We start from the raw sequence: 11,784 nt of genomic DNA, 5'->3' as shown, positions 1-11,784 counted from the left end.
CACGAGGAAGACTAAAAGCATGAAAATCGATCGCATGCGGGTATTCGTCACCCGCGACAAGGACCGGCCCCGCGTCATCGTCGCTCTCGATACCGATGACGGTTTGACCGGCTGGGGTGAATGTTACAATCATGGCCCCGATCTCGCCTTACCACCGATGCTGGACTACCTCTACAGCTTCCTTGCCGGGCAAGACCCGACACGGGTGGAGTATCTCTATAATCTCCTGCTCCAGCAGAACCGCTTTCCGCCCGGCGCGCTCGGTCTGTCGGCAATCTCGGCGCTCGATCATTGCCTCTGGGATCTCGCAGCCAAGGCGGCGGGTGTGCCCGTCTACAAGCTGCTGGGCGGCGAAGTACGCGACCGTATCAAGGTCTATGCCGGTGTCTATACGGCCCCGGATGCGCCGGCGGCAAAGGAGGAATTCGACCGTCTCAACGAGGACTGGGGCTTCACAGCCTTCAAGCTCAGCCCATGGCGCGTCGATATTCACGCCCATCGCTGGGGGGAGGTGGTGCGCAGTTCCGCCGAATATTTCCGCTCGCTTCGCGAAACGGTGCGACCCGACTACGACATCGCTTTCGACGCCCATGCCAAGATTTTCGAGCCAGCGGCCGCCCGCCAGCTTGGCAACGCGCTTGCCCCTTACGATCCGCTGTTCTTCGAAGAGCCTTTGCGTCCGGAAAATATCGAGATGTGGGGAGACCTGAAACAGGGGCTGAACTGCACGCTGGCAACCGGTGAAAGTCTCTATAATCGCAATGAGTTCCTTCGCCTTCTTCAAGTAAAGGGTGCGGATATCATCCAGCCCGACATCTGCGTCGTCGGCGGCATTTCGGAGATGCGCCGCATCGCCACGCTGGCGGAAGCGCATTTCGTCAGCATCGCGCCGCATAACCCGATGGGACCGCTCGCCACCGCCGTCAATGTGCACTTCTCCGCCGCCCAGCAGAATTTCCGCATTCTCGAATACCGGCTGCCGAAAGGGCAATGCTACGTCTATGGCGGCACCGATCTTGAAAAACGCGAGGATGAAACCCGCTATGTCGTCGACCCCTATCTGCCGAAGGACGGATATCTGGAACTGAGGCCGGACCGCCCCGGCTGGGGTGTCGAGATGGATGAAAAAGCCATGCAGGAAGATGGCTATGTTCATTGGCAAAGACGGGTGCCGAAACGGCCTGACGGCTCCTATGCCTTCGCCTGAAACCGTTGCGATTGCCTGCGGGCGGCTCTCTGCCTGCCTGCGCCCCGCCTGGGGTGGCAGAATAACCCATCTGCGGCACTTCGACTACGGCGATATTCTGGTGCCGACAACGGAGCAGGAGTTCGAGCCGTTCAATTGGCCGAGGGCTGGCGCATATCCGCTGTTTCCCTATCACAACCGGCTCTATGGCGGGTCCTTCGTCCACGCAGGTGTCCGCCATGACCTGCTGCCGCATCCGGCGCTTGCGCCTGACGCCATGCATGGCCCGGCTCATCGGCGGCCGTGGGAGATTTCATATCTGTCTTCGGATTGGGTCTCACTGGTCTTGGACTACGAGGCTGACGGAGAGTGGCCTTTTTCCTTCCGCGCCGAGCAGTCTTTTCTGCTGGAAGATGCCAGCCTTACCGTCGAACTGTCGATAACCAATTTCGCGAATGGGCCAGCGCCGATGTCGCTGGGCTGGCATCCCTATTTTGCCGCCGGGCTCGGTTGCGACGCGCGGACGGACGCCAAACTGCAATATCCTCTGGACGCGCAGAACGTGCCAACCGGCCAGCCGCCGGCACCTCGCCCGAAACCCGCCATTCCCGCCGCAACGGGATACACATTGCATTTCACCGATTGGTCAAGCGCACAGGTAGACTTCGACAGGTTTTCACTACGGCTCGAAGCCGATACCGTTTTCGGCCATCTCGCCGTGCACCGCATGGAGCGCTATCTCTGTCTTGAGCCCGTTTCCATGGCCGCCGGAGCGCTTGGTTTGCCGCAGTTACAACGGGAAGGGCCGGGTCTCGCGACGGTTGCCCCCGGCGAGCGCCTGTCGGGGCGCATCAGGCTCTCCATCGATCTTTAGGAGGGGCGGGTGCGTCTATGACGCCCACCCTTCACCTTCAAAAAAAGCCGTATGCCCATATTTTGAGCGCCAATTATTGCCGCTCAAAAATAAGCTTGACGACGGCAAAAATTTCTCACCAAATGAACCAATATAGGATTGGTTCAGTAAATGGTGCGACTTGACGGTGAACCCCAACGATAACTCCAACTACGCGCTGGCGAAGTTGCGGGAGTACATTCAAACGCAGGATCTTGCGAAAGACCGTCGCCTGCCGACGGAGCGGGCCTTCGCGGAAACCTTCAATGTCGGCCGGCGTGCGGTCCGTCGTGCTCTTGAGGTTCTGGAAGCCGAAGGTCTGATCTGGCGACGGCAGGGGGCGGGAACCTTTGTGGGTGAAAAGCCGGACGATTGGTCCGCCCAAGTGACGGAACTGGTCGCCGGCACGGATATCATGGAAATTATGGAAGTGCGCCTGCGCATCGAGCCGCAGCTGGCGCAGCTTGCGGCCATGCGCGCCAAACCCGCCGAGGTGGAACGCATGCGCGCCCTCGTCCAGAAGACCGGCCAGAGCACGGATGCCGACGCCAAGGAGTTGTGGGATGGTTCGCTTCACCGCCAGATCGCCCAGAGCGCCGGCAACAAATTGTTCCTGTCCATCTTCGATGTCGTCAACCGCATTCGCCAGGACGATGCATGGCAATCGATACGGGAACTGGCGCGCCGCAGCGGCACGAACGGCAAGGCTTCCTTCGAGCAGCACATAGCGATCGTCGATGCCATCGCCGATCGCGACCCCGCAAGAGCCGGCGAAGCGATGCGCCAGCACCTTCTCATGCATCAGGAAAGGCTGATCCGCGCCACCTCGCTCGGCTTTCTGGAGGAGAAAACCGGAGAAGACATTGCCGCCCGCAGCACGGGCGATGCCGATAATCCGCTCACGCCGGCCTCATAGGCAGCAGGGCAGAGCTGCCGGCCTTTCAGGGCCGGCCAATGAAAAACAAAGATAACCAGACCAGAGGATAGAACATGAAGAAAATCAAGATATTGACCGCCGCCTTATTGGCCGGTGCATTCCTGTCCACGCCGGCTATTTCGTCCGAATTGCGCATCGGCCTTAACGATGACGCCGACGTTCTCGACCCCGCGCAATCGCGCACCTTCGTCGGTCGTATCGTTTATACCGCCATGTGCGACAAGCTCGTCGACATCTCGCAGGACATGAAGATCGTTCCCCAGCTTGCCACCGAATGGGCCTGGTCCGAGGGCGGCAAGGTGCTGACGATGAAGATCCGCGACGGCGTGAAATTCCACGACGGCGAGACACTGGATGCGGCGGCTGTGGTCGCCACCATCGAGCGCAACATGACCCTGCCGGAATCCCGCCGCAAGAGCGAGCTTTCCTCGGTCGAAAAGGTCGAGGCCACCGGGCCTCTGGACGTCAAATTCACCCTGAAGACGCCTGACGTCACGCTGCTGGCGCAGCTTTCCGACCGCGCCGGCATGATCGTCGCGCCGAAGGCGGCCAAGGAACTGGGCGCGAATTTCGGTTCGAAGCCGGTCTGCGCGGGACCGTTCAAATTCGTCGAGCGCATCCAGCAAGACCGTATCGTGCTCGAGAAATTCGCCGATTATTGGGACAAGGACAAAATTCTGGTCGACAGGGTCGTTTATCTGCCGATCCCCGATACGACCGTGAAGCTTGCCAATCTTCGCTCCGGAGACCTCGATATCGCCGAGCGCATCTCGGCCTCCGATGCCGAGTCCGTCAAGAACGACGCCAATCTGACCTATGCGGATGTCATCGGACCGGGCTACATGGCCATGTATGTCAATATCAACAATGGTTCGCGTGCGGATAATCCGCTCGGCAAGGACAAGCGCCTGCGTCAGGCCTTTTCTTATGCGATAGACCGGGAAGCGATTGGCCAGATCGTCTTTGAGGGCACATCAAAGGCAGGCAATCAGGCCTTCCCGCCCACAAGCCCGTGGTTCAACCAGAATCTGCCGGTGCCGGCGCGCGATATCGACAAGGCCAAAGCGCTGATGAAGGAGGCGGGTTACGAAAAGCTTGACATCGAGCTTCAGCACGCCAACAACACAACGCAGACGCAGATGATGCAGGTCATCCAGTCGATGGTGGCCGAGGCCGGCTTCAACGTCACCCTGAAGGCCACGGAATTCGCGACTCTTCTGTCCGAACAGACGGCCGGCAACTACCAGCTCAGCCGTTCCGACTGGTCGGGACGTATCGATCCGGATGGCAATCTGCATCAGTTCGTCACCTGCAAGGGCGGCATCAACGATGTGAAATATTGCAATTCCGAGGTCGACAAGCTGCTGAACGAGGCCCGCGCCTCGACCGAGGATGCGGTGCGCAAGGAAAAATACGATGCCGCAAGCGTCATCCTCAACGATGACATGCCGATCATCTATCTCGGTCACCAGCCCTATGCCTATGCCATTTCCAACAAGGTCAAGGGCTGGGCGCCGTCGCCGGATGGCATGATCCGCCTTCTCGGCGTCTCCAAGGACTGAACGCTTCGCATGTGCCGCACGGCCTTGCCGTGCGGCCCTCACGAATTGGCACGAACGAGGGCCATGCCATGCCTGTTTATATCGGCAAGCGACTGCTGGTCGCGATCCCGACGCTTCTGATCATCTCCATCTTCGTCTTCTCGCTGCAGAAACTGCTGCCGGGCGATCCGGTCCTTGCCATGGCTGGCGAGGAGCGCGATCCGGCGACGATTGAATTCCTGCGGGAGAAATATCGCCTGAACGACCCTGTGCCGCTGCAATATGTCAACTGGCTGGGCGGCGTGGTGACGGGCGATTTCGGTATTTCGCTGCGCACCAACCAGCCGGTGCTGGAGCTTATCGGCCAGAAGCTGCCGGTCACCATTCAACTGGCGGTTATGGCGATGTTCTTTGCCATGGTCATCGGCATTCCCATCGGCATTCTGGCCGCCGTCAAGAAGAACACATGGATCGACTACACGGCCAATATTGTGGCGCTTTCCGGCCTCTCCATCCCGAACTTCTGGCTCGGCATCATGCTGATCCTGCTGGTTTCGGTCAAACTCGGCTGGTTGCCGGCATCCGGTTATGAATCGATCTTTGTCGATCCCGTCCGCTCCATCGAAACCATGATCATGCCGGCCTTCGTGCTGGGCAATGCGCTTGCGGCGACGCTGATGCGCCATACACGTTCGGCGATGGTGGCGGTGCTCAGTTCCGACTACATCCGCACCGCCCGCGCCAAGGGTCTTTCTCCGCGCGAGATCATCCTGTCGCATAGTTTCCGCAACGCGCTTCTGCCAGTCATCACATTGCTGGCGCTGCTCTTCGGCGAATTGCTGGCCGGGGCGGTTCTGACGGAGCAGATTTTCACCATTCCCGGCTTCGGCAAGATGACGGTCGATGCGGTGTTCACCCGTGATTACGCCGTCGTGCAGGGCATCGTTCTTTGCACCGCCGTCGGCTTCATCCTCATGAACCTTCTGGCCGACATTGCCTATGTCCTGCTCAACCCCCGCCTCAGGGCGACGATCTGAGGCCCCGATATCATGACCGTTCTCGATCAAAACCTCTCCGTAGCGGTAACGCGGCAGGAAAGCCGCGCCTGGAAGAAGATGAAGCGCAACAAATCGGCGCTTGTCGGCATGGTTATCGTGCTGTTTTTCGCAGTCCTTGCCATCGCCGCGCCGATCCTGCCGATTGCCGATCCGGTGGCGACCAGCTGGTCGGCCATCCGCAAGGCGCCCTCGGCCGCCCATTGGCTCGGCACCGACGATCTCGGCCGAGACATCCTTTCACGCATGATCTATGGCGCGCGCGCCTCGCTGATGGCGGGCGTGGTCTCGGTGATGATCGCCGTGGTCATCGGCGTGCCCTTTGGCCTGATTTCAGGCTATTTCGGCGGCTGGGTGGATATGGTCATATCCCGCATCACCGAAGCGCTGCTGGCCATGCCGTTTCTCATCATGGCGATTGCGCTTGCCGCCTTCCTCGGCCCGAGCCTCACCAATGCGATGATCGCCATCGGCCTTTCCGCTATGCCGATTTTCGTGCGGCTGACGCGTGGGCAGGTGCTGGCGGTCAAGACCGAAGATTATGTCGAAGGCGCCAGGTCCATCGGCCTCAACCAAATCGACATCATGACGCGTTACATCCTGCCGAATGTCTTCGCCCCCATCATCGTGCAGGCGACCCTGACGGTGGCGACCGCCATCATCGCGGAGGCGAGCCTTTCTTTCCTCGGCCTCGGCCAGCAGGCGCCTGCGCCCTCCTGGGGTTCGATGCTGAATACCGCGAAGAATTTCCTCAGCCAGGCGCCGTGGATGACGATGTGGCCCGGCATCGCCATCTTCCTCGTCGTCATCGGCTTCAATCTTCTGGGCGACGGCCTGCGCGACGCGCTCGATCCGCGCGAAGCATGATCTTTTACAAGGAAATATCCGAATGAATGAATTCACCACACGCCCTGAAATCCTTGGCACCTTCGGCGTCGTCACCTCAACGCACTGGATCGCATCGGCCGTCGGCATGGCGATCCTCGAAAAAGGCGGCAATGCTTTCGACGCGGCCGTCGCCACCGGTTTCGTCCTCCAGATCGTCGAGCCGCATCTGTGCGGTCCGGGCGGAGATATGCCCGCCGTGTTTTATTCGAAGCAGAAGGACAAGGTGGAAGTCATCTGCGCACAGGGCCCGGCCCCGAGCGGTGCGACGATTGAACATTACACGTCGGAAGGGCTGAAGCTGATCCCCGGCGACGGGCTGCTCGCCACCGTCATTCCCGGCGCTTTCGACGGCTGGATGCTGATGCTGCGCGACTATGGCACGATGAGCGTGCGCGACGTGCTGGAACCCGCCATCTACTATGCCGAGCACGGGCATCCGACATTGCCGCGCGTCTCCGCCACCATCAAGGGTCTGGCCGATTTCTTCGAGAAGGAATGGCCGACATCCCATGAGACGTGGCTGCCGGGTGGCGCGGCACCCGAGCCTCACGCCAATTTCCGCAATCCGGTTCTGGCCGCGACCTATCAGCGGATCGTTACCGAAGCCGAAGCGCGTTCCGGCCGCGAAAACCAGATCGAGGCGGCACGCGATGCCTTTTATCGGGGTTTCGTAGCGGAAGCTATCGACGGTTACGTGAGGACAGTGGAAGTCATGGATGCCAGCGGCGCACGGCACAAGGGCGTGCTGACGGCGCAGGATATGGCCGGGTGGAGCGCGACCGTCGAAGCGCCGCAGACGCTCGACTATCACGACTGGACGATTGCCAAGACGCCCGCCTGGGGGCAGGGTCCGGTTCTGCTGCAATCGCTTGCGCTTCTGAAAGGCTTCGACATTGCGGCCATGGACCCCTCCGGTCCCGATTTCATCCACACCATCGTCGAAGCCATGAAGCTCGCTTATGCCGACCGCGAGGTCTATTACGGCGATCCGGAATTCGGGCAGATCCCGACGGAATATCTCCTGTCGGAAAGCTACAATGCCGGACGCCGCGCGCTGATAAGCGGCGAGGCCTCGCTGGAACTGCGCCCCGGCACCGTGCCGGGTTACGAAAAGCAGGTGGACGCCACCATGGCCATGCTGGCCGAGATGAGCGGCACCGGCACGGTCTACGAGCCGACCATGTCGCATCTGACGGAGAAGCGCGGCGATACGGTGCATATCGATGTCATCGACCGCTGGGGCAACATGGTCTCCACCACGCCGTCGGGCGGCTGGCTGCAATCGTCGCCCATCGTGCCCGGCCTTGGTTTTGCGCTCAATTCCCGCGCCCAGATGTTCTGGCTGAAGGAAGGCCTGCCGACCTCACTTGCACCGGGCAAACGCCCGCGCACCACGCTGACGCCTTCGCTTGCGCTTCATCAGGGGCGTCCCTCCATGGTGTTCGGCACGCCGGGCGGCGATCAGCAGGACCAGTGGCAGCTGCCCTTCTTCCTGCGATATGCCCATCACGGCAAGAACCTGCAGGCCGCCATCGATATGCCGCTGTTCCACACCGCGCATTTTCCGGGTTCGTTTTATCCACGCACCAGTTCGCCGGGTGAAATCACCGTGGAGAGCACGGTGGGCGAAGCGACCCTGCAGGAGCTTCGCCGCCGCGGGCACCGCGTCACGGTTGCCGATGCATGGTCGGTCGGGCGGCTCACCGCCGCGCGTCGCGATGCGGACGGCCTACTGCGCGCCGCCGCAACACCGCGGCTGATGCAGGCCTATGCGGTAGGGCGGTGACACCATGGAGACAAAACCCGTCCTTTCCGTCCGTAACCTCAACACCTCCTTCCTCGTTGATGGCGCGTGGAAGAGCGTGGTGCGCAACGTGTCCTTCGATGTCGCGCCCGGCGAAACCGTCGCGATTGTCGGTGAATCCGGCTCCGGTAAATCGGTGACGTCGCTGTCTCTCATGCGCCTGCTTGCTCCGGCCTCCAGCCGGATCGAGGGGGAAGTGCTGCTCAACGGGCGCGATCTTCTTGCGCTTTCCGAAAGAGAAATGCGCGGCGTGCGCGGCAACGATATCTCGATGATCTTTCAGGAGCCGATGACCTCGCTCAATCCGATCTTCACCATCGGCCGCCAGATTTCCGAAGTGCTCATCCGGCACAAGGGGCTTTCGAGGCAGGAGGCGCGGGCGGAGACGGTGCGGCTTCTGGAAAAGGTCCGCATTCCCAACGCCTCCGGCCGTTTCGACGAATATCCGCACCAGTTTTCCGGCGGCATGCGCCAGCGGGTGATGATCGCCATGGCGCTCGCCTCGCGACCGAAACTGCTGATCGCCGACGAGCCGACGACGGCGCTCGACGTCACCATTCAGGGCCAGATACTCGACCTGATAAAACTGTTGCAGGAAGAGGAGGGCATGTCCGTCCTCTTCATCACCCATGACATGGGCGTCGTGGCCGAAATCGCCGACCGGACGATCGTGATGTATCGCGGCGATGAAGTCGAGACCGGACCGACCGAGGACATCTTCCGGCGTGGCAAGCATCCCTATACGCGGGCGCTGCTTTCGGCGGTGCCGAAGCTCGGCTCAATGCGCGACCGGCAATGGCCGACACGGTTTCCGGTGCTCGACATGAAAACCGGCCTTTCGAGCGAGCCGCAGGAGGTGGCCGGAACAGTTGCGAGCGGGCAGACGCCGGTTCTGTCGGTCCGAAACCTGGTGACGCGTTTTGCCATCCGTTCCGGCCTGCTGGCACGCCAGACGGGTGCGGTTCACGCCGTCGAAAACGTCTCCTTCGATCTGTTTCAGGGTGAAACGCTGTCGCTGGTGGGTGAATCCGGCTGCGGAAAATCCACCACCGGCCGCTCGATCATGCGGCTTGTGGAGCCGACGGCCGGCGACGTGTCGCTCGATGGTTACGACGTGATGCGGCTCGATACGGTCGGCCTGCGCAATATGCGCAAATCCGTGCAGATGATCTTTCAGGACCCGTTCTCCTCGCTCAATCCGCGCATGACGATAGGCACGGCTATTTCCGAGCCCTTCATCAAGCACAAACTCGGCAGCAGCAGACAGGCGAAGGAAAAGACTGCCGATCTTCTTGAAAAGGTAGGCCTGTCCGCCGATATGGCCAGCCGCTACCCCCATGAATTTTCGGGCGGCCAGCGCCAGCGCATTGCCATTGCCCGTGCGCTTGCGCTCGATCCGAAGGTTATCGTCGCCGATGAGAGCGTCTCGGCGCTCGATGTTTCCATCAAGGCGCAGGTCTGCAACCTGCTGCTCGACCTGCAACAGAGCCTCAACCTCGCCTTCCTGTTCATCAGCCATGACATGGCGGTGGTGGAGCGCGTCAGCCATCGTGTGGCGGTGATGTATCTCGGGGAGATTGTCGAAATCGGGCCGCGCGCGGCGGTTTTCGACAATCCGCAGCATCCCTATACGAAAAAGCTGATGTCCGCCGTTCCGGTGCCGGACCCGGCAAGGCGCGGGATAAGGCGCGGCATATCCAATGACGAGCTGAAAAGCCCGATACGGGCCATGGGATATGAAACGCCGGTGCGAAACTACAGGACGGTTTCGCCCGGCCACCTGGTGCAGGTGGCCTGAGACGACGGCTGCTGTATGAATGCTCCGAAGAAGAAGCCGCTATGCGGGGTTCTTGGGCGGAACGCCGCGCAGGTGCTCCATAAGATAGGCATGGGTCGCGGCATTGGCGACGATCAGCGTACCGGTCTTTTCATAGAACTCGGGTCCGCGGCCCCACCAGTCGGTCACGATGCCGCCGGCCTCCTGCACCAGCAGAATGCCGGCTGCCGTGTCCACGAAGCCCGTTTCCTCATAATAGCCGGTCAGCCGGCCGCAGGCGACGTAAGCGCAGGAATTGGCGGCGCTGCCGACCACGCGGACCGCGCCAATGGGCGCGCGAATGGCGTCGAGGCGCTGATAGGCGCCGGGATAAAGCTGGAGATTGGGCGTGGGCAGGCCGGTGCCGACGCACATCAGGGCGACATCGGTGCTGGCATTGACCCGCAGCCGCTCGCCGTTGAGATAGGCGCCGTCTCCCTTGATCGCGGTGAACATCTCGTCGGAAACGGGATTGTAGACCAGCCCGCAGATCGTTTCATTGCCGCGGCGAAGCGCGATGGTAATTGTATAGTGCTGGCCGAAGATGAAATTGGTGGTGCCGTCGATGGGGTCGACCAGCCAGCGGTGATCCTGATCCGCCCCTTCGACAGGCGCGAATTCCTCGCCGGTCAGTGCCCAGGGATATTGCCCGAGCAGGCGGTCGCGGATCAACGTTTCGGAATCCCTGTCCGCATCGGAAACGAAGTCTCCCGGTCCCTTGACGCCGATTTCGATCTCGCGGAAGCGCCTGAAATGGTCGAGCGTCAATGCGCCGGCTTCGCGGGCGGTGGCGACCATATGGTTGAGGATGGTGCTGTAATTGACTGTCATCGGCTGAAAACCTCGGCGAGCCCTTCCGGATCGTCGGTGGTGATCTGGTCCACCTTAAGCCGCAGGAGGCGTTTCACCTGTTCTATGGATTGCGGTGTGACGCTGTTGATCGTCCAGGCGTCGACCCGGCGGCCGGCGGCATGGATGGGGGCGATGATATCGACACCCGCATCCTCGGCGGCAAGCACGATCTCGTAGGCGAGGTAGATCATGTCGGCATCGGGGGCCGTGGCAAGGGCGTCTGCGATGAAGCTCGGATAGTTTCCGCTTGCCTTCAGGGCGGCTAGCGTGCCGCGATGGCAGGGATCATATCCGGTGCGAAGGCCGGGGGCTGAGCCGGCAAGCGTCGCGATGGCGTCGAAATCGCCGCCCGACAGGATCACCGACTTTGCTATTGGCGAAACGCTCGCCCCGAAGCCGGCGACCACCTGCGGGGTAAGCGCCTGCCGGTCTTCCTTGAAATCGAGCTGAAGCAGGGCGTCAGGATGAACGGTGCCCTCGGCAAGCAGGGCGCAAAGGTCTTCGAGCAGCATTACCTTCGCATCGATGGGCTGGCCGTCATTGTCGCGCAGGTGGAGCTTACGCAGGGTGGCGGCGGATGTGTTGCGCACCCGGCCGGTGCCGGTGGTCTCCCGCTCCAGCGTCCGGTCATGCAGGACGGCGCAGCCATGGTCGGCATGGATGACGAGATCGACCTCGATGCTTGCACCGAGCCGCATCGCCTCGATGATGCGCTCGCCGGTAAAGACCGGATCGCCAGCGCGGCGGCGGGCGCGATGCCATTTGAGCCATGTTCTATGGCCGTCGCGGTCGATAAGGATCGGCTGGCTCATG

General features: G+C 61.4%; 10 protein-coding genes. 8 read left to right on the top strand and 2 right to left on the bottom strand.

Annotated elements, in window-relative coordinates:
• Positions 1–19: 19 nt before the first annotated feature.
• The 8 genes from PH605_RS19375 to PH605_RS19340 all read left to right on the top strand — a co-directional run bounded on the left by PH605_RS19375 (position 20) and on the right by PH605_RS19340 (position 10,101).
• A complete protein-coding gene (locus tag PH605_RS19375; RefSeq protein WP_142845736.1) occupies positions 20–1,207 on the top strand; it encodes a galactarate dehydratase in 1,188 nt (395 codons plus the stop codon).
• The gene (locus tag PH605_RS19370) at positions 1,194–2,060 is read left to right on the top strand and encodes an aldose 1-epimerase (RefSeq protein ID WP_142845737.1); all 867 of its coding nucleotides are present in this window, start codon (positions 1,194–1,196) and stop codon (positions 2,058–2,060) included. Before PH605_RS19375 ends, PH605_RS19370 begins: the two co-directional genes overlap by 14 nt.
• A gap of 160 nt (positions 2,061–2,220) precedes the next feature.
• Positions 2,221–2,994 carry a FadR/GntR family transcriptional regulator gene (locus PH605_RS19365; protein WP_065657709.1) on the top strand — a complete coding sequence of 258 codons (774 nt, stop codon included), beginning with the start codon at positions 2,221–2,223 and terminating at the stop codon, positions 2,992–2,994.
• 74 nt (positions 2,995–3,068) lie between these two features.
• Positions 3,069–4,577 carry an ABC transporter substrate-binding protein gene (locus PH605_RS19360; RefSeq protein WP_142845738.1) on the top strand — a complete coding sequence of 503 codons (1,509 nt, stop codon included), beginning with the start codon at positions 3,069–3,071 and terminating at the stop codon, positions 4,575–4,577.
• 68 nt (positions 4,578–4,645) lie between these two features.
• On the top strand, positions 4,646–5,593 hold the full coding sequence (locus tag PH605_RS19355; protein ID WP_020810606.1) for an ABC transporter permease: 948 nt from the start codon (positions 4,646–4,648) through the stop codon (positions 5,591–5,593).
• Between the two features lie 12 nt (positions 5,594–5,605).
• Complete coding sequence (locus tag PH605_RS19350) at positions 5,606–6,478, top strand: ABC transporter permease (protein WP_161987952.1); 873 nt, start codon at positions 5,606–5,608, stop codon at positions 6,476–6,478.
• Positions 6,479–6,500: 22 nt separating this feature from the next.
• Positions 6,501–8,285 carry a gamma-glutamyltransferase family protein gene (locus PH605_RS19345; protein ID WP_142845739.1) on the top strand — a complete coding sequence of 595 codons (1,785 nt, stop codon included), beginning with the start codon at positions 6,501–6,503 and terminating at the stop codon, positions 8,283–8,285.
• A gap of 4 nt (positions 8,286–8,289) precedes the next feature.
• The gene (locus tag PH605_RS19340; RefSeq protein WP_142845740.1) at positions 8,290–10,101 is read left to right on the top strand and encodes an ABC transporter ATP-binding protein; all 1,812 of its coding nucleotides are present in this window, start codon (positions 8,290–8,292) and stop codon (positions 10,099–10,101) included.
• Between the two features lie 39 nt (positions 10,102–10,140).
• Here PH605_RS19340 and PH605_RS19335 read toward each other — a convergent pair whose 3' ends face one another.
• Positions 10,141–10,950: an inositol monophosphatase family protein gene (locus PH605_RS19335; RefSeq protein ID WP_142845741.1), complete on the bottom strand. Its 810-nt coding sequence runs from the start codon at positions 10,948–10,950 to the stop codon at positions 10,141–10,143.
• Positions 10,947–11,783, bottom strand: a complete 837-nt coding sequence (locus tag PH605_RS19330; RefSeq protein ID WP_142845742.1) for a glycerophosphodiester phosphodiesterase — start codon at positions 11,781–11,783, stop codon at positions 10,947–10,949. The genes PH605_RS19335 and PH605_RS19330 overlap by 4 nt, the downstream gene beginning before the upstream one ends.
• Position 11,784: the final 1 nt, after the last annotated feature.

The sequence above is a fragment of the Agrobacterium sp. CFBP 3001 genome (genome assembly GCF_027871605.1).
GTDB lineage: Bacteria > Pseudomonadota > Alphaproteobacteria > Rhizobiales > Rhizobiaceae > Agrobacterium > Agrobacterium leguminum.
This window is presented reverse-complemented; position numbering and strand designations above follow the sequence as displayed.